A 17,778-nucleotide genomic window follows, 5' to 3' on the forward strand; every position below is an offset into this window, starting at 1 on the left:
TCGCAACGGTCATCGACAACAACCCCGCCATGGACGAGCGTATGGCCACTCGGATCGTCACGGAAGCGATCAAGTTCGTTGACGCTGCCGCGAAGTTCCCCACCGTGAGGGTCACTCCGTCACAGGTGGTGGACGAGGGGTGGCACGCCCTGATCCTGCACACCGGCCCCTACTCGAACATGTGCGAACAGCTCGGGCGGTTCGTGCACCACTACCCGGAGCGCCCGGACCCTGAGCGGTACGACCCGCACGCGCTGACCCGGACCGTAGCTCTGATCGAACAGGCCGGATACCGCGTGGACACCGAACTATGGGCGGGGCCGGCCAAGGCTGCCGTGCCGGTGGCGGCGAACTGCTCGCACACCCCGAAGCCGGGAGGCTGCGGTCCCGTCAATCCCGGAGACTGCGCGACACACGGCGGTGGTCAGGGCGGCTAGGCTGCCGCATCCCGGCAGAGAAGGTGAGGGCATGGACGCGGAAGAGGCCCGGCAAGTGGACGCCACGCTGAGGCGACTGGGAATCCCTGGGGTGGTCGCGCCGGAGGACCCGGACAACCCGAAAGGGGCCTGGCGGGTGTACGACAGTCCCGACCCGGGGGCGCGGAAGGACACCACCGCTGACGCCCTGGCGGCCGTCGTCGCCACGTTCCGGGAAGCCGGAACGGGACCCGCCCGACGCGCTGACGGAGGACCTGCTCGCGGCTTCGTCATCCCGCCCGACGAGAACTGACCGCCCGGATCGGCCCCGCCCGCGTGTGCTCCCGTTGACGCGCGCGGGGTCTGCGGAGCACTGGACCGGCGGTCCCGGCGGTCACAGCTCGGCCGGTTGCGTCAGTCCGGTTGTCAGTGGGTGGGGTTAGCGTCGGAGTATGTCGAACTCAGGAGCGGGACAGGGGCCGTCACAGACGCCGCGGGCGGTGCGGCGGGTCGGTAGGCCGGCGCGGCCGACCGGCTGGAAGCGGCTTGCCTTACGGGCTCCGATCCATCTCTACCGGCTCGGTCTCGGTGGTCTCTTCGGCAAGCGGCTGCTGCTTCTGGAGCACCTCGGCCGGACGTCGGGCAAGACCCGGCGGGTCGTGCTGGAGGTGGTGTCGTACGACCGGCAGGCCCGTACGTGGACGCTGGCCTCCGGGTTCGGGCCGGGCGCGCAGTGGTACCGGAACCTTCAGTCGCAGCCCCGGGCCACCATCCAGGTCGGCCGCAGACGGTGTGCCGTCATCGCGCACTTCCTCCCTGCGGAGGAGGGCGGCCGGATCATGGCGCGGTACGCGCCGAAGCATCCGAAGGCGGCCAGGCAGTTGACCGCGTACATGGGGTTCGAGGTGGACGGCACGGTCGAGGGCTATCGGCAGGCGGGGGAGAACATACCGTTCGTACGGCTTGTGGAGCAGTGATGGGGATGGGGGAGTGAGAGGGGGAGCGCGGGGGAGTTGAGTGTGGTGGGGGAGTGCGAGGGGAGTGTGGTGGTTCGGCGGGGGTGCACAACGGGGTCGGTGGTGTTGTGGTGACGGTCGTGTCGGCTGTTGGGGTTGCAGCCGTCGGGGTGCCGGAGTGTGGCCGGGGCCGGGCGTAGGTTTCCCGCCAGCATGGCCACCGGGGCGCGCGAGGGCGCGGCCCGGTGAAGAAAGGGAACCTCTTGTACCCCATGCGGAAGTTCACCCGTGCCGTGGTGGTGGCGGTCTCCGCGGTCGGCGCCGTTCTGGCCGCCGCTCCCGGCGTGTTGGCGTGTCCCGCGCACGAGCGTTCGGCGGGCGGTGACAGCTGCCGCTTCGCCTACACCAGCTTCTTCCCCTCGCCGTCCGGTGCGACCACGGGCGACGGCCTTTACGCGCACGGCCAGAAGGACCCGGCCGGGCGCACCTGCGACGACGGAGGGTGGGTCGGCCCGAACCGCCCGAGCGACACCTGAGGGTCGGGGACGTACGGGCGCGTCCGCCGCGCCCGTACAGCCGGAAAACGCCTGTGCGCGAGGACGTGGAGGTCCTCGCGCACAGGCGTTGCGGTGGAAAGGGTCAGGTGGCAGGAGCTACCGCCACCGTCCGTATCAGGCAGGCGACTCCGCCACCCGACGCTTGCCCTTGCCCGCAGCCGGAGTGGAAGCCGCAGCCGTGGCCCGGCGCAGCGCGCGCGCCTCCGACTCCGTCTCGACCGCCGGAGGCGATCCCGGCAGCGGCTTGCACGCGCTCTCCGACATCAGCAGCACCGCGATCCCGCCGACCACGGCGGCGGCCATCATGTAGAACGCGGGCATCATGTTGTTGCCCGTGGCGCCGATCAGCGCGGTCACCACCAGCGGAGTCGTACCGCCGAAGACGGAGACCGAGACGTTGAAGCCGATGGACAGCGAGCCGTAGCGCACCTTCGTCGGGAACAGCGCGGGCAGCGTGGACGGCATGGTGGACGTGAAGCACACCAGCAGCAGGCCGAGTACGGCCATGCCCAGCGCGATGCCGACCAGCGAACCCTGCCGGATCAGCAGCAGCGACGGTACGGACAGCACCAGGAAGCCGACACAGCCGGTCGCGATGACCGGGCGGCGTCCGAAGCGGTCGGTGAGCCGGCCCGCGAAGGGCTGCACGCACATCATCGCGACCATGACCGCCAGCACGACCAGCAGCCCGTGCGTCTCGTCGTACTTCAGCTCCGAGGTCAGGTAGCTCGGCATGTACGACAGCAGCATGTAGTCGGTGACGTTGAAGACCAGGACCAGGCCGACGCAGAGCAGCATCGCCCGCCACTGGCCGAAGATCATCTCGCGCAGGCCGATCTTCTTCTCGGCCTCCCGGCGCTCCTTCTCCTTGCTCCGCGCCTCCTTCTCCAGCTGCGCGAAGGCCGGGGTCTCCTCCAGCCGCATCCGCAGGTAGAGACCGATGATGCCCATCGGGCCCGCGACCAGGAACGGGATGCGCCAGCCCCAGGAGAGCAGGGCGTCGTGGTTGTGGCGGAAGAGGTAGGTCAGCAGCGTGACCAGGCCGGCGCCGCCGACGTAACCGGCGAGCGTGCCGAACTCCAGCCAGCTGCCCAGGAAGCCGCGCTTCTTGTCGGGCGCGTACTCGGCGATGAAGGTGGAGGCGCCGCCGTACTCACCGCCGGTGGAGAAGCCCTGGATCAGCCGGGCGACCAGCAGGAGGATCGGTGCCCCGACGCCGATGGAGGCGTACGAGGGGATCAGGCCGATCGCGAAGGTGCCCGCCGACATCATGATCATGGTGATGGCGAGGATCTTCTGCCGTCCGATACGGTCACCGAGCGGCCCGAAGACCATGCCGCCGATGGGGCGCACGAGGAAGGCCGCGGCGAAGGTGCCGAACGTCGACAGCAACTGCGCGGTCGGGTTGCCGGACGGGAAGAAGACCTGTCCCAGCGTGACCGCGATGTAGCTGTAGACGCCGAAGTCGAACCACTCCATCGCGTTGCCGACGGCGGCTGCCGAGACGGCGCGCTTGACCATGGACGGATCGACGACGGTGACGTCGTCGCTGCCCTGCCCCCGCTTCTCCAGTTTGTCCGGCCCGGCCGGATCGGGTTCGGGACCACCGGTACGGGTCCGCGGTGCGACGGGTGACTGCGTCGGCACGTGTTCGCTCGCCTGCGCTCTCTGGGTCGACTGCATGGAACACCCGCCGTGGCGGGCCACGCCCGTCATGGCGTGACGGGCAAAGGTCGACCATAGGGGCAGAGCAGCTCATCACGGACAGTGCACGGTTGACCGCGCAACAGCGTTCAACCCTGCTCCTGGCAGGGGAAGCGGCGCCCCGGGGGTCCTTATCCGGCCTTTATGAATGTGATCCATCTCGCGGTGATCACCGCAACCGAATTGCCCTGTCTTGCGCCAGATATGCACGGCACAGACCTGACCCTGCCCACTCCGGTCGGATGTATGCAGGCCGTGCCGAACTATTTCCTCAGGATTCCCCCGGGTCACTTCGGACCCGCTCCGGACTTACTTCGGCCCCACTTCGGGCCCGTTCCCGGGCCCGTTCCGGACCCACTTCGGGCCCGCTCCGGCCCCCCGTCCCCGCCCCTTCCTACCCCCCCCCACCCATAACTTTCCCGTACGCCCCGTCTGACCGGATACCTGGTTCCGGTTCGCGCACCGGGACGCAAAGGTGCGTCGCATGTCTATCGCTACGGCAGTGCTGACCGCATCACTGGCGATGGCGCCGGCCGCCGCGCCATCTATGGGAGTGCAGTGCACCAGCGTGACCGTCCGTGCTCACTTCGCCGCGTCGCCCACGGGTGAGGCCGTCACCCACGACACGGCCCTGGTGCCCGTGGGCAGCCGGGTCACGGTCGTGGAGAAACGGTACGGGTCCGTGGACCACGGCCGGACGGTCGTCGCCCTGCGCCTGGCGGGCCTCGTCCCGGACCGTACGTACGGCGCCCATGTCCACACCAAGCCGTGCGGGCCCAAACCGGCCGACTCCGGCCCGCACTACCAGAACGTGGCCGACCCCGTTCAGCCCTCCACCGACCCCGCCTACGCCAACCCGCGCAACGAGGTGTGGCTCGACCTGAAGACGGACGCGGAGGGCGACGGCGCCTCCGTCGCCAAGGTCGACTGGCACGTCCGCTACGGACAGGCCCGCTCCGTGGTCGTCCACGAACACAAGACCCACACCGAACCGGGCCACGCGGGAACCGCGGGCGCCCGCCTGGCCTGCGTCAACGTGCCGCTGGCCTGAGATCTGTCCGTGGTTCGTAGTCCGTGGCCGGTGGCCCGGTGTCCGATGTCCGTCGTCCGTCGTCCGTGCGCGAGCGGCGCGGCAGTGATCTGCTGAGATCCGCTGCCGCGCCGCGGGATCGTCGCGCCCATCAAGCATCAGCCATCCGGCCGCACCCTGCCACTCGGCCGCCTGGGCGGTCGGCTCCTTCACGGCCCGTCCACCGTCTCCTTCGAGGGCTACGGCCGAGGGCTGCGGCGCGCAGCACGTGACGCCAAACCCCGTCGAGACCAGAGACTTTGGACTTCGTTACGCTCACCTCCAAGCCGCAGCCCTGTCGCTCCAGGGCTCGGCCGAGCTGATCCATCGAGTCGTGGAGGAACGCTATGGGGACCGCGCTTGAGCCGACCGGAGCCCGGTGGCGTACATCCGGTTACGGCGGTGACCAAGGCGGCGCGTGCGTGGCGGCGGTTGCCGAAGGAAGCCTGTGAGGTACCGGCGTCTGGGCGGGCCCGGAGGGGCCGGTGTTTCGGCGGTGGGGCTGGGATGTATGGGGATGTCCGTCGCGTACGGGCCCGCCGACCCGGCGGAAGCGCGGCGGGCGCTCGACCGGGCCGCCGAGCTGGGCGTGACGTTCCTCGACACGGCCGACGCGTACGGACGCGGCGCGAACGAGGAGTTCGTCGGCGACTGGCTGCGCGGCCGGGGCAAGCGCGCCGCCACCGTCCTGGCGACGAAGTTCGGGCTGCGGCACGACCCGGTGACCGGGCGGGTCGACACCGTGGACACCTCACCCGCGTACGTACCGGTCGCCTGTGACGCCTCGCTGCGCAGGCTCGGCGTCGAATACATCGACCTCTACTACGCCCACCGCCGTGACCCCGCCGTACCGGTCGAGGAGACCGTCGGCGCGATGGCGGAGCTGGTCGCGGCGGGGAAGGTGCGGCACCTGGGCCTCTCGGAGGTCAGCCCGGAGACGCTGCGCAAGGCGCACGCCGTGCATCCCGTCAGTGCCGTACAGGTGGAGTACTCGCTGTTCACTCGGGACGTGGTCGAGGGCGAGCTGCTCGCCACGTGCCGCGAACTCGGCATCACGGTGGTGGCGTACTCACCCCTCGGGCGCGGGATGCTCGCGGGCGCCCTCGCCTCGCGCGAGGAGCTGAGCGCGGACGACAACCGGCGTCGCTGGCCGCGGTTCACCGACGCGAACATCGAGCGCAACCTCGCGCTCGTCCGCGCGGTGCGCCATGTGGCCGACGAGATCGGGGTGCCGCCGGCGCGCGCGGCGCTGGCCTGGCTGCTGGCGCAGGGCGAGGACATCGTGCCGATCCCCGGTACGAAGCGGGCGCGCTACGTGGCGGAGAACGCCGCCGCGGCCGGGCTCACCCTCACCGCCGAGCAGGCGGACCGGCTGCGCGCGGCGGTGCCCGCCGACGCCGTGGCAGGCGCCCGCTACCCGCAGCAGGCCCTTGACCGACTTGGTCACTGAACGGTCATTTGAAGGCCACGGGCGTCAACGTGAAACCTGCGGAGGTCAACTTGAAGTCCGTGGGCGTCGACTTGTAGCTCGCACTCGTCAACTCAAAGCCCTCAGACGTCAACGCGGCCCGGCGGGTCACCCGCAGAGGGCGGTGTCCAGCAGCTGTGCGGCGTGGCGGCGGCCCTGTTCGGCGGGGGCCGGGGCGGCGGTGACGGCGATGGTGGCGGCGCGGCCGTCGTCGGTCGCGGCCGAGTCGGTCGCGTAACCGAGGAAGTCGCCGTCGTGCCCCCACAGCAGGCCGCCGCAGCTCAGCGGCTGGCTGGACAGGCCCAGCCCGAACCGGGTGCCCTTCGGGTACCCGGCGTCGGCCGGTATCGCCACGGTCGTGCGCATCTGGGCGAGCTGCGCGGGCTTGAGCAGCCTGCCGCCGAGCAGGGCGCCGAAGAAACGGTTCAGGTCGCGCGGAGTGCTGATCAGGGCACCGCCGGTCCAGGCTGCGGACGGGTCCATCTCGGTGACGTCCAGCAGCGGTGCGCCGGGCTTCGGCGAGACGTAGCCGTGCGGGTGGGCGCCCCGGATGCGCTGGTCGCCCGCGGCGGGGAAGGAGGTGTGCCGCAGCCCGGCGCGGTCGATCACCCGGCGGGTGATCTCCTCGCCCGCCGGGCGGCCGGTGACCTGCTCGATGAGCAGCCCGGCCACCACGTAGTCGGTGTTGCAGTACCGCCAGCCCTTGCCGGGCGGGAACCCCGCCTTGTGCCGCAGGGCGAGGTCGAGCAGCGTGCGGGGCTGGTGGTAGCGGTGGCGGTTGCTGGTCAGGTCGGCCATGTACGGGGTGTAGTCGGGCAGCCCGCTGGTGTGCTGGAGCAGTTGGCGCACCGTGATGCGGCGGCCGTCGATGCCGTCGCCGCGCAGCAGCCCCGGCAGGTAGGTCTCGACGGGGGCGTCCAGCGCGACCTTGCCCTCGCCGACGAGTTGCAGGACGACGGCGGCGGTGAAGGTCTTGGTGACGCTCGCGGCCCGCACCTGCCCGTCGACCGGCGCCTTTGCCCCGGTGCGCAGGTCCGCGACGCCTGCGGCGGCATCACGGGTGCGCCCGTCGCGGCCGGTGGCGGCGGCCAGCGCGGCGGGGTAGCCGTCCTCGTGCACCAGCCGGTCCAGCCCGCGCTGGACCGGGTCGGCGGCCCGGGTCTGCGTGGCGGACGCGGGCAGCGTGCCTGTCAGGGCCAGAGCCAGGGCCAGAGCCAGGGCCAGGGACAGGGCGGTGGCGGCTGACACGGCTGCCGCCGTGATCCGACGGCGGTGCGAGCGTTTCGGCATGGTGGGCCCTTCCTCGTGTACGTGGCCGTTGCAGCGGGTCCAGCCTGCTGACGTGCGGCCCGGCGCACCATCCGGGCAGCCGCAGGAGCGCGACTGGGGCTGGCCCTACGTAAGGTGCCCCACGAGCCGCACGGGGGAGCCCGGTGTCACACCGACCGGTGTCCCATCGACCGGTGTCCCACCGGCCGGTGTCCCGCCGACCGGAACGGCGCGGTGGCGCACCCGGCTTCCCCGGAGCCGCTCAGCCGGTGCTCACGTCACGGCATCCACGCCTCGTACGACAGCACGTCACCCGACTTGATCCTGAACTCGGGGACGTCCTTCGTGAACGTCGTCTCCATACCGAGGACCTGACCGGTCTCCGGGTTGAGGATGACCAGTTGCAGGGTGCCGTCCATGTTCCCGTCCGACGCGTCCGTGCCGCGGTACGCGTACGCCTGGCCGCGCCGGCCGAGGCGGTCGGTGACCTGCCCGGCCGGGCGGAGGTCCTTCGTGCGGGAGAGCATCCGGACCAGCGCCGCCGACTCGCGCGGGCCCGGGGTCCACTCCTGGAGGAAGGAGGAGAGGGCCATGAGCATCGGCTGCGTCTCGGTGCCGGCGCCGCTGTAGAAGGTGGACAGGTAGGAGCGCAGTTCGTCGGGGTCGGCGGGCGGCCGGGCGGGCAGCGTGCCGTCGCCGGTGACCGGGTCGTCCAGGCGGGTGCCCGCCGGGTACGTCTTGCGGTGCAGGACCTTGCCGTCGTTGACGGTGCGCCACTCGCCGTCGGCGTCGTGGATCACCGGGCGGCCGGGGTGCCGCGGGTCGGTGGCGACGACGAGTTCGGAGCCGCTGCCGTCCGGGTTCCAGCTGGTGATGCGCTCCTCGGGGAAGGTGACCGGCGGTTTGGCGTCGGGGCCCGTCTCCATGCTCAGGTACCAGCTCTGGAGGTGGCTGCCGCGGTGCGGCTTGGGGGCGTCGTGCAGGGCGCGGGCGTACGCCTCCGCGTTGCGGGCGACCTCGTCGAGCGGGAGGACGCGGGCGTCGCGTTGCACGACGAGCGCGGTCGGGGCGGCCGACGCCGGTGCCGTACCGACGCCGGAGAAGGTGAGGGTGAGGACGGTCAGCGCGACGGCCGAGGCGGCGGTGGCGCCGATGAGGAGGCGTCGGGTGCGGCGCGGCCGGGGGGCGCGGGCGGCTCGCCCGGGTGCGGGCGCCGGCGTGGAAGACGGCGCGTCGGCGCTCATCAGGGCGGACAGCCGGTGCTCCGCGCGGGCGTCGAGCGGACGGTCCCGCCAAGGGCCTTCGCCGGGCGACGGTACGGGGTCGGCCTGCCGCAGCAGCTCCAGTTCGTCAGTCAAGGCTGCGGCCTCCGGCTCGGGTCGGCACCGCGGGTGCGGGCAGGGGTGAACATGCGGTCGTACGGTGCGCGCGCGGGCGCGTCGGGGGAGGGGGGAATGGGCGTGGGGTCCGGCTGTCCGGGTCGGGGCCGGGCTCCGGAGTCCCCTTCGGGCGGAGGCGGTCTATCTGCATACGGAGCCGGTTGCGCGCCCGGTGCAGCCGCATGGCCGCGGCGCTCTGACTGCAGTCGAGGGTGACGGCCAGTTCCTGGAGGGTCAGTTCCTCCCAGGCCGTCAGGCGCAGCACTTCCTGGTCGGCGGGGGAGAGGCGCTCCAGGGCCTCGTGCACCCAGGAGCCCGGCCGGTCCGTGTCGGGGCTGTCCACGGTCTGGCGGCGGTGCGCGGCCTCGTGGTTGCCGAGGCGGTGCAGCAGGCGCCGGTACCGGCCGAAGCCGCGCACCGTGTTCGACAGGCAGTTGCGGGCCACGCCGTACAGCCAGGGCAGTGGGGACGGCGGCAGCTCGGCGCGCCGCCGCCACGCTATGGAGAAGACCTCCGCCACCACCTCCTCGACGTCGTCCGTCTGGCCGCTGTCCAGCCGGCGGGCGACGAAGCGGCTGACCGCCCAGTAGTGCGTGCGGTAGGCGTCGGCGAAGGCCTCGTCGACGCCCTTGCCGGGGCCCTCATCGGGTCTGCCGTCGAGGCCCTCATCGGATCTGCCGTCGAAGTCCCCACCGGGCCCGCCGTCGAGGCCCCCACCGGGCCCGCCCCCGAAGTCCCCATCGGGCACGCCGTCGAAGTTTCCGCCGGGGCCGTCCTCGGCGGCTGCGTCCTTGCTCATGATCTGTTGGTGTCCGGCACGCCTGAGATCTTCACACCCTCCCGCGGTGAAGATTCCGGCGGCCCCGGACACCTACGGTGCATGAAGTCCCCCGTGAAGTGGCTGACGACCACCGACCACAAGACCATCGGCACGCTGTACCTGATCACCTCGTTCGCGTTCTTCTGCATCGGCGGCCTGATGGCCCTGCTGATGCGCGCCGAGCTGGCCCGGCCCGGCCACCAACTGCTGTCGAACGAGCAGTTCAACCAGGCGTTCACGATGCACGGCACGATCATGCTGCTGATGTTCGCGACGCCGCTGTTCTCCGGCTTCGCGAACTGGATCATGCCGTTGCAGATCGGCGCGCCCGACGTGGCGTTCCCCCGGCTGAACATGTTCGCGTACTGGCTCTATCTCTTCGGCTCGCTGATCGCGGTCGGCGGTTTCCTCACGCCGCAGGGCGCCGCCGACTTCGGCTGGTTCGCCTATGCGCCGCTCTCCGATTCCGTGCATTCCCCGGGGATCGGCGGCGATATGTGGATCATGGGCCTGGCGCTGTCCGGATTCGGTACGATCTTGGGCGCGGTCAATTTCATCACCACCATCATCTGTATGCGGGCGCCCGGCATGACGATGTTCCGTATGCCGATCTTCACCTGGAACGTGCTGCTGACCGGTGTACTGGTCCTGCTCGCCTTCCCGGTGCTGGCGGCCGCTCTTTTCGCCCTGGAGGCGGACCGTAAATTCGGTGCGCACGTCTTCGACGCGGCCAACGGCGGTGCCCTGCTGTGGCAGCATCTCTTCTGGTTCTTCGGCCATCCCGAGGTCTACATCATCGCGCTGCCGTTCTTCGGCATCATTTCCGAGGTCATTCCGGTCTTCTCCCGCAAGCCGATGTTCGGCTACGTCGGGCTCATCGCGGCGACGGTTTCCATCGCGGGGCTGTCCGTCACGGTCTGGGCGCATCACATGTACGCGACGGGTGGCGTCCTGCTGCCGTTCTTCTCGTTCATGACCTTCCTGATCGCCGTACCGACCGGCGTGAAGTTCTTCAACTGGATCGGCACGATGTGGCAGGGCAGCCTGTCCTTCGAAACGCCGATGCTGTGGGCGGTCGGCTTCCTGATCACCTTCACCTTCGGCGGTCTGACCGGCGTCATCCTGGCGTCGCCGCCGATGGACTTCCACGTGACGGACTCGTATTTCGTCGTCGCCCACTTCCACTACGTCATCTTCGGCACGGTCGTCTTCGCGATGTTCGCCGGGTTCCACTTCTGGTGGCCGAAGTTCACCGGCAAGATGCTGGACGAACGGCTCGGCAAAATCACGTTCTGGACGCTGTTCATCGGGTTCCACGGCACCTTCCTCGTCCAGCACTGGCTGGGCGCCGAAGGAATGCTGCGCCGTATTCCCGACTACCTGGCCGCCGACGGATTCACCACGCTCAACACGATCTCGACGATCGCCTCGTTCCTGCTCGGCTTGTCGATGCTGCCGTTCCTCTACAACGTCTGGAAGACCGCGAAGTACGGGGAAAAGGTCACCGACGACGACCCGTGGGGCTGGGGCCGTTCGCTGGAGTGGGCGACCTCCTGCCCGCCGCCCCGCCACAACTTCACCGCCCTGCCGCGTATCCGCTCCGAATCCCCGGCATTCGACCTGCACCATCCCGAGGTCGGCGCGCCCGCGCTGGACCGTGAAAAGGAACGAGGTGCGCTGGTATGAGCGGCGGTACGCCGGTGACCGCGGCCGAGGCGATCAACGAAATCGAGGGATATCTGCTCTGGGAGGCCGAAAAGGACCGTGCACGCACCCGTGCACAGGAATTCAGCGCCCGCCTGCCGTGGCTGACCCGCGCCCAACAGGAGGAGGTCGAACGGCAGTACCAGGCCGATCAGCTGGAGTACTCCCGCGCCTCTCTCCGGCGGATCGCGGCGCGCAGCGGGGAATTGCGGGCCGAGTACGAGGGCGTGTACCAGGTGCTGCGGCGCCGGATGGTGACGGGATTCCTGGCCGCGACCGCGGTGCTGGTGACCGGCGCGGTGGTGGTTGCCGTTGCCCTCACCGGCGGGTGAGGGCAACGGATCGACGACGGCCCGGGGCGTCCGCGGCCGAGGGCGACGGACCGAGACGGCCGGGGGCGTCCGCGGCTGAGGGGGCGGCCGGCGGACGCCTCCCGGCCGTCAGCAGGGGACCGGACCGCGCGTCAGCCGGTGACCGTGATCTGCGACGCCGGGTCGGTGGTGTCGGCGACCTTGTAGGTGGCGTTGAAGGTCGACGTCGTCGAGCTGGTCGGGCAGCCGAAGCCGCCGACGACCTTGACCGGCACCGAGGCGTTGGTGAAGGTCAGGGTGGACGGCGCGCCGTTCGCCCAGGTGCCGCTCACCGTCGCCGCGCCTGTGGGAGCGGCCGTCACCGTGCAACTGGCCAGACCGCTGGTCCTGAGGACGAAACCGCCGGTCGGGATGGTCAGCCCGGCGGTGCTCGGCGCGCCGTTCTGCATGGTGACACCCCATGCGCCGGAGGTCTGGATGGTGGCGCTGACGCCCGGCAAGCTGGTGGAGCAGGAGGTGTAGGTGGGCGCCGAGATGCCGTTGCTGACCGGGCCGGAGTCGTTGGTGTTGTCCGGGGCGTCCGGGACCCGGCCGTTGGCGTTCGAGACGGTGCAGGTCACCGTCACCGAACCGGCCTTGAAGGTGGCCTTGCCGCCGAGGGTGGCGGCGTAGGCGTGCCCGGCCGGTGTGACGGTGGTCGGGGCGTCGGCGACCGGGGCCCCGGTGGGCAGGGCGGTGGCCGAGCCGGTCAGGGCCAGGGTGAGGGACGCGGTCGCGAGGATTCCCGTACCGGCGGCGAGCAGGGCGCGCGGCCGCCGGGTGACGGAGTGATGTGCGCGAGAGCGTGCGGGTCTGTGCGTCATCGCGAAATCTCCTTCTGCGAGCGGTGTGGGTGGGGCGACGCAGGCGCCTGCGAGCACCTGCGGGTCATGGGGGAGCGGCGGCCCGGCCGCGGGGGTGGGGGTGGTGGGGGCGGTGGTGCCTGTGCGAGGGGGCGGGCGGGGCGTACGCGTACGGAATCCGTGGCGGGCGCTGCCGTACCCGTACGACGGTGCTCCCGTACCCGTACGACGCCGCTCCCGTACGCATACGACGGCGCTTCCGTACCCGTACGACCCCGTACGACGGTCCTGCCGCGCGGCTCGGTCAGTTCTGCGGCTGGGTGCGGGGCGGCGACGGCGGTGTGCTGTCCGACGGCCCCTGCGCCGGATCGGCACCCGGGTCGGCGATCGGATCGGCACCCGGGCCCGCGCCCGGCCGCCGGTCCGGTTCCGGTTCCGGCAGCGGGCGGGGCTGCCAGGCGAAGATCATGCCGCCGCCGAGGATGCCGACGATCGTGCCGAACAGGAATCCGCCGAGGTTGGACATCACCAGCGCCGCGGTGGCGACCAGCACGGTGAGGATTCCGGCCAGTCCCCGGTAGTGCGGCGCGAACCACGCGGACAGGCCCATCAGGATCATCACCAGGCCCATCAGGACGGACGGGATACCGGCGATGCCCTGCTGGAGCATGACCTTCAGCGGCGCCAGCGGGATGGCGCAGATCTCCGCGCCCGCGACGACGGCCGCCAGCCCGCCCCAGAAGGGGCGGCCCTTGCGCCAGCGCCGCCAGGCCGCACGCCCGCGCCGCCAGGAGCCGTGGCCGCGCCCGTTCAGAAGCATTCCTTCTTGCCCTTGGAGATGCTCATGCTCAGGCCGGCCAGCCGGAACGTCCCGGCGTTGGTGGCCCAGGCCGTCTGCTTGAGGTCGGTGATGCTGACGTCGTCGGCCTGCTGGGCGAACGCGTCCTGCATGCCCTGGGCGGTCGCCGGGCCCTTGTCGAGGGTGGAGGCGTCGCGGCCGATCTCGATGTTGTTGAAGTCCGCGTTGCCGGAGAGCTGGGTGGCGTCCACGAAGAGGTCGGTCGCCTTGACCGGCGTCTTGCCGCCGCCCGCGGTGAGGTTGAGCGAGATGTCGCCGATGACCGGCAGCGTGGTGACGACCGACTGGCACAGGCGCTTCAGTTCGGCGTTCTTGATGGCGGTCACGGCCACCGGCAGCAGGTCGCCGCGGGCGTTCTGGTCGACGCCGCCGTACTGGGCGAAGCCTTCGCCCTTGAGGGAGGCGGCGGACACCTTGAACTGCTGTCCCGATACGGCGAACGAAGCCGCCAGCGCGCCGTTGGCCAGGGCGATGGCCAGCGCGGCGGTCCCGGCGAAGGCCGGGACGGACAGCACGGCGAACTTGCGCCAGCTGACCCGCCCCGTGACGTGTCTGCCGTGTGCGTCCTTCATGAGAGTGGTCCCCTTCGAAGTGCGTGGATCGCGCAGCCGAGAGTTGTGGGGGGACGTGCGGGAAGCCTGGCCAGGAGGCGGTCGTACAGCGTGATGATTACGTGGAGGGTGTGGCGAACTGGCCGGTGTTACTGGCGAGTTGAATGTAAGTCTGCCAGTACCCGTTGGCAAGGTTGAGGACCGAAGGAACCACAGGAGACGCAAAAGAGACGCGGCTTCGCTCCACGTACGCGCGTCGGGTCTACGGGTGCGCCCGCACACTCCGCGCGCTCGTACCCCGTACACCCGTACGCCGGTGTACCCGTGCGCCTGTACGGCCTACGTGTACCGGACCCGCAGCTCCTTGACCCCGTTCAGCCAGGACGACCGCAGCCGGCGCGGCGTGCCCGCGAGGGAGATGTCCGGCATGGCGTCGGCGATGGCGTGGAAGATCAGGTCGATCTCCAGGACGGCGAGCGACTTGCCGAGGCAGAAGTGCGGGCCGCCGCCGCCGAACCCCAGGTGGGGGTTGGGGTCGCGGGTGATGTCGAACGTCCCGGGGTTCTCGAAGACCTCGGGGTCGTGGTTGGCGGAGGCGTAGAAGAGGCCGACGCGCTGGCCCTTTTCGATCCGCGCGCCGCCCAGGGTGGTGTCCTGGGTGGCGGTGCGCTGGAAGGAGACGACGGGCGTCGCCCAGCGCACGATCTCCTCGGCCGTGGTGCCGGGCCGCTCCCGTTTGTACAGGTCCCACTGGTCGGGGTGGGTCAGGAACGCGTGCATCCCATGGGTGATCGCGTTTCGTGTCGTCTCGTTGCCCGCGACGGCCAGCAGCAGGACGAAGAACCCGAACTCGTCGGACGCGAGGTTGCCCTCGTCCTCCGCCGCGACGAGCCGGCTGACGATGTCCTGGGCCGGGCACTCCTTGCGGGCCGCGGCCAGGTTCATCGCGTACGAGATCAGCTCCTCCGCCGCGGTGTTGCCGACCTCCTCGGTGATGGCCAGCTCGGGATCGTCGTACGCGACCATCTTGTTCGACCAGTCGAAGATCCGGGCCCGGTCGTCCTGCGGGATGCCGATCAGTTCGGCGATGGCCTGGAGCGGCAGCTCGCAGGCGATGTCGGTGACGAAGTCCCCGGACTCCTTGCGCCGGGCCTCGGCGACGATGGCCCGCGCCCGGTCGCGCAGGGCGTTTTCGAGGGCGCGGACGGCGCGGGGGGTGAAGCCGCGCTGGACGATCTGGCGGACCCGGGTGTGTTCCGGTGGGTCCATGTTCAGCATGATCAGTTTCTGTACGTCGATCCGGTCGCGGGTCATGGCCGCGTGGAAGCGGATGATCGACGTGTTGAGGCTCGCCGAGAAGAGCTCCGGCCGGGTGGAGACCTCCTTGACGTCCTCGTGGCGGGTCACCACCCAGTAGCCGTCGTCGCCGAAGCCGGCGATGCCGTGCGGCTGGGCGTTCCACCAGACGGGGGCGGTGCGCCGCAGCTGGGCGAACTCGGGAAGCGGTACGCGGTGGTGGTAGACATCGGGGTCGGTGAAGTCGAACCCGTCGGGCAGCGCGGGACATGGCATCTCGGCGACTCCAGCTCTGGTCCGGCCCGGCACCGGTCGGAGGTCCTGGGGCGGGGGTCCTGGCGGCCTGTCGTCGTGCGGATGCCGATCGGCGGTCCTGACGGGCCGTCAGCTCTTGGCGGTGAACGTAGTAACGAGTTCTACAAGTGGCAAGGGGGCGCGGGGCGTCAACTGCCGCCACTGTACGGCGATCGGGCAACTGTCGGGCGGCTGTCGGGCGGTCACCGGGGGTGGAAGGCCGGTGCAGCACCCTTGCGCCGCCGGGCGCGGCTCAAAGAGACTGGCCGAGGAACTAGAACGCGTACCAGTTCCTTCGTCGGGGGTGCCGGGACGTCCTGCGGGGCGTGAGGAGAGGACGAGTCAGTCATGGCCGCGGAACCCGTCATCGTCGAAGCCGTACGCACCCCGATCGGCAAGCGCGGCGGCGCGCTCGCCAACCTCCACCCCGCCTACCTCCTCGGCGAGACCTACCGCGAACTCCTCGCCCGCACCGGCATCCAGCCCGACTGCGTGGAACAGATCGTCGGCGGCACGGTCACCCACGCGGGCGAGCAGTCCATGAATCCGGCCCGCACCGCCTGGCTGGCGATGGGCCTGCCGTACGAGACCGCCGCCACCACCGTGGACTGCCAGTGCGGCTCGTCCCAGCAGGCCAACCACATGGTCGCCAACATGGTCGCGGGCGGCGTCATCGACATCGGCATCGGATGCGGCGTGGAGGCCATGTCGCGGGTGCCGCTGGGCAGCGGCTCCAAGCACGGCCCCGGCAAGCCCTGGCCGGACGAGTGGAACGTGGACCTGCCCAACCAGTTCGAGGCCGCCGAACGCATCGCCCGCAACCGGGGGATCACCCGCGAGGACGTCGACGCGCTCGGCCTGCTCTCACAGGAACGGGCCGCGGAGGCCTGGGCCGAGGAGCGCTTCAAGCGTGAGACGTTCGCGGTGCAGGTGCCGACGACGGAGGACGAACAGGCCGCCGGACAGGGCATGTGGCGGCTCGTGGACCGCGATGAGGGACTGCGCGACACGAGCATGGAGGCGCTCGCCCGCCTGAAGCCCGTCATGCCGACCGCCGTGCACACCGCGGGCAACTGCTCGCAGATCTCGGACGGCGCGTGCGCGGTGATGTGGGCGTCCAAGCGGATGGCCCGCGCCCTCAAGCTCAAGCCGCGGGCCCGGATCGTCGCGCAGGCACTGGTCGGCGCCGACCCCCACTACCACCTCGACGGGCCCGTCGACGCGACGCGGGCCGTGCTGGGCAAGGCCGGGATGTCCCTCAAGGACATCGACCTCGTCGAGATCAACGAGGCGTTCGCCTCGGTGGTGCTGTCGTGGACGCGGGTCTTCGAACAGGACCTCGACAAGGTCAACGTGAACGGCGGCGCCATCGCCCTGGGCCACCCGGTCGGCGCCACGGGCGCCCGCCTGATCACCACGGCGCTGCACGAACTGGAACGCACGGACAAGGAGTTCGCGCTGATCACGATGTGCGCGGGCGGGGGGCTGGCGACGGGGACGATCATTCAGCGGCTGTGAGTCAGCGGCTGTGAGTCAGCGGCTGTGAGGGGGCCGGGGCCGGCGGGCGGTGGTGCGTCTTCGGCCGGAGCGCGCCCGGGGCGCGGCTGGGGCGCGGCTGAGGCGCGGCTGGGGTGTGACCGAGGCGTGCTCGGGGCGTGGTCGAGGGGCGTTGTCAGTGGTCCCTGTCACACTCGCCTCATGACCGAATCAGGGGTTCAGGCGACGGATCCGTCGGCGGTGCCGCCGGAGAACTACGCGCCCGTGTGGGCGGACGGTGGCGGCGCGCGGCAGCAGCCGCCGCTGGTGGGGGGCGAGCGGGAGATCCTCACCGGCTACCTGGAGTGGCACCGTGCCACCTTCGAGTTGAAGTGTTCGGGGGTGCCCGCGGAGCGGCTCTCGGAGCGGACGGTGCCGCCGTCCGGGATGAGCCTGCACGGGCTGATACGGCATCTCGCCGGGGTGGAACGGTGGTGGTTCCACCTCCAGTTCGCGGGCGAACGCACCCCGATGCTCTACTACTCCGACGAGGACCCCGACCAGGACTTCGGCGAACTGTCCGGGGACCCGGCGCAGGCCCTGGAGGTCTGGCGGGAGCAGTGCGAGCACTCCCGCCGCATCGTGGCCGCCGCGCCGTCCCTCGACGTGACTGGCACCCACGCGGCCTCCGGCGGCCCGGTCTCGCTGCGCCGCGTGCTGGTCGGCCTGATAGCCGAGTACGCCCAGCACAACGGCCACGCCGACCTGCTGCGCGAGCGGATCGACGGAGCCGCCGGGCGCTGAGGG

The 17,778-nt window shown here is 70.9% G+C and carries 18 protein-coding genes; 10 read left to right on the forward strand and 8 right to left on the reverse strand.

Annotation, left to right across the window (positions count from 1 at the left end; genetic code table 11):
- The first annotated feature begins 29 nt into the window (after positions 1–29).
- The 4 genes from A6A06_RS15475 to A6A06_RS15490 all read left to right on the forward strand — a co-directional run bounded on the left by A6A06_RS15475 (position 30) and on the right by A6A06_RS15490 (position 1,908).
- Entirely contained in the window at positions 30–437 is a 408-nt protein-coding gene (locus A6A06_RS15475; protein ID WP_242440750.1) for a glycine-rich domain-containing protein, read from the forward strand.
- A 31-nt stretch (positions 438–468) separates the two neighbouring features.
- On the forward strand, positions 469–729 hold the full coding sequence (locus tag A6A06_RS15480) for a hypothetical protein (RefSeq protein ID WP_073761755.1): 261 nt from the start codon (positions 469–471) through the stop codon (positions 727–729).
- Between the two features lie 139 nt (positions 730–868).
- Complete coding sequence (locus A6A06_RS15485) at positions 869–1,393, forward strand: nitroreductase family deazaflavin-dependent oxidoreductase (protein WP_073761756.1); 525 nt, start codon at positions 869–871, stop codon at positions 1,391–1,393.
- A 251-nt stretch (positions 1,394–1,644) separates the two neighbouring features.
- Entirely contained in the window at positions 1,645–1,908 is a 264-nt protein-coding gene (locus A6A06_RS15490; RefSeq protein WP_073761757.1) for a hypothetical protein, read from the forward strand.
- Between the two features lie 135 nt (positions 1,909–2,043).
- Here the strand turns inward: A6A06_RS15490 and proP are convergent, their stop codons facing one another.
- Complete coding sequence (gene proP / locus A6A06_RS15495) at positions 2,044–3,576, reverse strand: glycine betaine/L-proline transporter ProP (RefSeq protein ID WP_199930928.1); 1,533 nt, start codon at positions 3,574–3,576, stop codon at positions 2,044–2,046.
- Between the two features lie 541 nt (positions 3,577–4,117).
- Here proP and A6A06_RS15500 point away from each other — a divergent pair.
- Entirely contained in the window at positions 4,118–4,684 is a 567-nt protein-coding gene (locus tag A6A06_RS15500; protein ID WP_073761758.1) for a superoxide dismutase family protein, read from the forward strand.
- Between the two features lie 466 nt (positions 4,685–5,150).
- On the forward strand, positions 5,151–6,152 hold the full coding sequence (locus tag A6A06_RS15505) for an aldo/keto reductase (RefSeq protein WP_073761759.1): 1,002 nt from the start codon (positions 5,151–5,153) through the stop codon (positions 6,150–6,152).
- 126 nt (positions 6,153–6,278) lie between these two features.
- Here A6A06_RS15505 and A6A06_RS15510 read toward each other — a convergent pair whose 3' ends face one another.
- The 3 genes from A6A06_RS15510 to A6A06_RS15520 form a co-directional block, all read right to left on the reverse strand.
- Positions 6,279–7,460, reverse strand: coding sequence for a serine hydrolase domain-containing protein (locus tag A6A06_RS15510; protein WP_073761760.1), 1,182 nt, complete (start codon positions 7,458–7,460; stop codon positions 6,279–6,281).
- Between the two features lie 257 nt (positions 7,461–7,717).
- Positions 7,718–8,797 (reverse strand): CU044_5270 family protein, encoded by a 1,080-nt coding sequence (locus A6A06_RS15515; RefSeq protein ID WP_073761761.1) that lies wholly within the window; start codon positions 8,795–8,797, stop codon positions 7,718–7,720.
- A complete protein-coding gene (locus A6A06_RS15520) occupies positions 8,790–9,617 on the reverse strand; it encodes an RNA polymerase sigma factor (RefSeq protein WP_079194077.1) in 828 nt (275 codons plus the stop codon). The genes A6A06_RS15515 and A6A06_RS15520 overlap by 8 nt, the downstream gene beginning before the upstream one ends.
- A gap of 81 nt (positions 9,618–9,698) precedes the next feature.
- Between A6A06_RS15520 and ctaD the strand changes: the two genes are divergently transcribed.
- Together ctaD and A6A06_RS15530 are read left to right on the forward strand one after the other, a co-directional pair.
- Positions 9,699–11,324, forward strand: a complete 1,626-nt coding sequence (gene ctaD / locus A6A06_RS15525; protein WP_199930887.1) for an aa3-type cytochrome oxidase subunit I — start codon at positions 9,699–9,701, stop codon at positions 11,322–11,324.
- Positions 11,321–11,674 carry a hypothetical protein gene (locus tag A6A06_RS15530; protein ID WP_073761762.1) on the forward strand — a complete coding sequence of 118 codons (354 nt, stop codon included), beginning with the start codon at positions 11,321–11,323 and terminating at the stop codon, positions 11,672–11,674. Before ctaD ends, A6A06_RS15530 begins: the two co-directional genes overlap by 4 nt.
- Positions 11,675–11,805: 131 nt before the next feature.
- On the opposite strand, the gene A6A06_RS15535 is transcribed toward A6A06_RS15530, so the two are convergent.
- The 4 genes from A6A06_RS15535 to A6A06_RS15550 all read right to left on the reverse strand — a co-directional run bounded on the left by A6A06_RS15535 (position 11,806) and on the right by A6A06_RS15550 (position 15,477).
- Positions 11,806–12,516 carry a hypothetical protein gene (locus tag A6A06_RS15535; RefSeq protein ID WP_073761763.1) on the reverse strand — a complete coding sequence of 237 codons (711 nt, stop codon included), beginning with the start codon at positions 12,514–12,516 and terminating at the stop codon, positions 11,806–11,808.
- Between the two features lie 283 nt (positions 12,517–12,799).
- A complete protein-coding gene (locus A6A06_RS15540; RefSeq protein ID WP_073761764.1) occupies positions 12,800–13,315 on the reverse strand; it encodes a DUF6114 domain-containing protein in 516 nt (171 codons plus the stop codon).
- Complete coding sequence (locus A6A06_RS15545; protein WP_073761765.1) at positions 13,306–13,926, reverse strand: DUF6230 family protein; 621 nt, start codon at positions 13,924–13,926, stop codon at positions 13,306–13,308. The genes A6A06_RS15540 and A6A06_RS15545 overlap by 10 nt, the downstream gene beginning before the upstream one ends.
- A gap of 318 nt (positions 13,927–14,244) precedes the next feature.
- On the reverse strand, positions 14,245–15,477 hold the full coding sequence (locus A6A06_RS15550; RefSeq protein WP_073761766.1) for a cytochrome P450: 1,233 nt from the start codon (positions 15,475–15,477) through the stop codon (positions 14,245–14,247).
- A 366-nt stretch (positions 15,478–15,843) separates the two neighbouring features.
- Between A6A06_RS15550 and A6A06_RS15555 the strand changes: the two genes are divergently transcribed.
- Together A6A06_RS15555 and A6A06_RS15560 are read left to right on the forward strand one after the other, a co-directional pair.
- Positions 15,844–17,013, forward strand: coding sequence for a steroid 3-ketoacyl-CoA thiolase (locus A6A06_RS15555; protein ID WP_073761767.1), 1,170 nt, complete (start codon positions 15,844–15,846; stop codon positions 17,011–17,013).
- 180 nt (positions 17,014–17,193) lie between these two features.
- Entirely contained in the window at positions 17,194–17,775 is a 582-nt protein-coding gene (locus tag A6A06_RS15560; protein ID WP_073761768.1) for a DinB family protein, read from the forward strand.
- Positions 17,776–17,778: the final 3 nt, after the last annotated feature.

Origin of the sequence: Streptomyces sp. CB02923, assembly GCF_001905005.1 — a bacterium.
GTDB lineage: Bacteria > Actinomycetota > Actinomycetes > Streptomycetales > Streptomycetaceae > Streptomyces.

Bases quoted from the DNA above. Each gene is read 5' to 3' on its own strand.
- A6A06_RS15500 (WP_073761758.1), top strand. From the start codon at position 4,118: ATGTCTATCGCTACGGCAGTGCTGACCGCATCACTGGCGATGGCGCCG.
- A6A06_RS15555 (WP_073761767.1), top strand. From the start codon at position 15,844: ATGGCCGCGGAACCCGTCATCGTCGAAGCCGTACGCACCCCGATCGGC.
- A6A06_RS15490 (WP_073761757.1), top strand. From the start codon at position 1,645: ATGCGGAAGTTCACCCGTGCCGTGGTGGTGGCGGTCTCCGCGGTCGGC.
- A6A06_RS15475 (WP_242440750.1), top strand. From the start codon at position 30: ATGGACGAGCGTATGGCCACTCGGATCGTCACGGAAGCGATCAAGTTC.
- A6A06_RS15530 (WP_073761762.1), top strand. From the start codon at position 11,321: ATGAGCGGCGGTACGCCGGTGACCGCGGCCGAGGCGATCAACGAAATC.
- A6A06_RS15510 (WP_073761760.1), bottom strand. From the start codon at position 7,460: ATGCCGAAACGCTCGCACCGCCGTCGGATCACGGCGGCAGCCGTGTCA.
- A6A06_RS15545 (WP_073761765.1), bottom strand. From the start codon at position 13,926: ATGAAGGACGCACACGGCAGACACGTCACGGGGCGGGTCAGCTGGCGC.
- A6A06_RS15560 (WP_073761768.1), top strand. From the start codon at position 17,194: ATGACCGAATCAGGGGTTCAGGCGACGGATCCGTCGGCGGTGCCGCCG.
- ctaD (WP_199930887.1), top strand. From the start codon at position 9,699: ATGAAGTCCCCCGTGAAGTGGCTGACGACCACCGACCACAAGACCATC.
- A6A06_RS15535 (WP_073761763.1), bottom strand. From the start codon at position 12,516: ATGACGCACAGACCCGCACGCTCTCGCGCACATCACTCCGTCACCCGG.
- A6A06_RS15485 (WP_073761756.1), top strand. From the start codon at position 869: ATGTCGAACTCAGGAGCGGGACAGGGGCCGTCACAGACGCCGCGGGCG.
- A6A06_RS15480 (WP_073761755.1), top strand. From the start codon at position 469: ATGGACGCGGAAGAGGCCCGGCAAGTGGACGCCACGCTGAGGCGACTG.
- A6A06_RS15540 (WP_073761764.1), bottom strand. From the start codon at position 13,315: ATGCTTCTGAACGGGCGCGGCCACGGCTCCTGGCGGCGCGGGCGTGCG.
- A6A06_RS15550 (WP_073761766.1), bottom strand. From the start codon at position 15,477: ATGCCATGTCCCGCGCTGCCCGACGGGTTCGACTTCACCGACCCCGAT.
- A6A06_RS15520 (WP_079194077.1), bottom strand. From the start codon at position 9,617: ATGAGCAAGGACGCAGCCGCCGAGGACGGCCCCGGCGGAAACTTCGAC.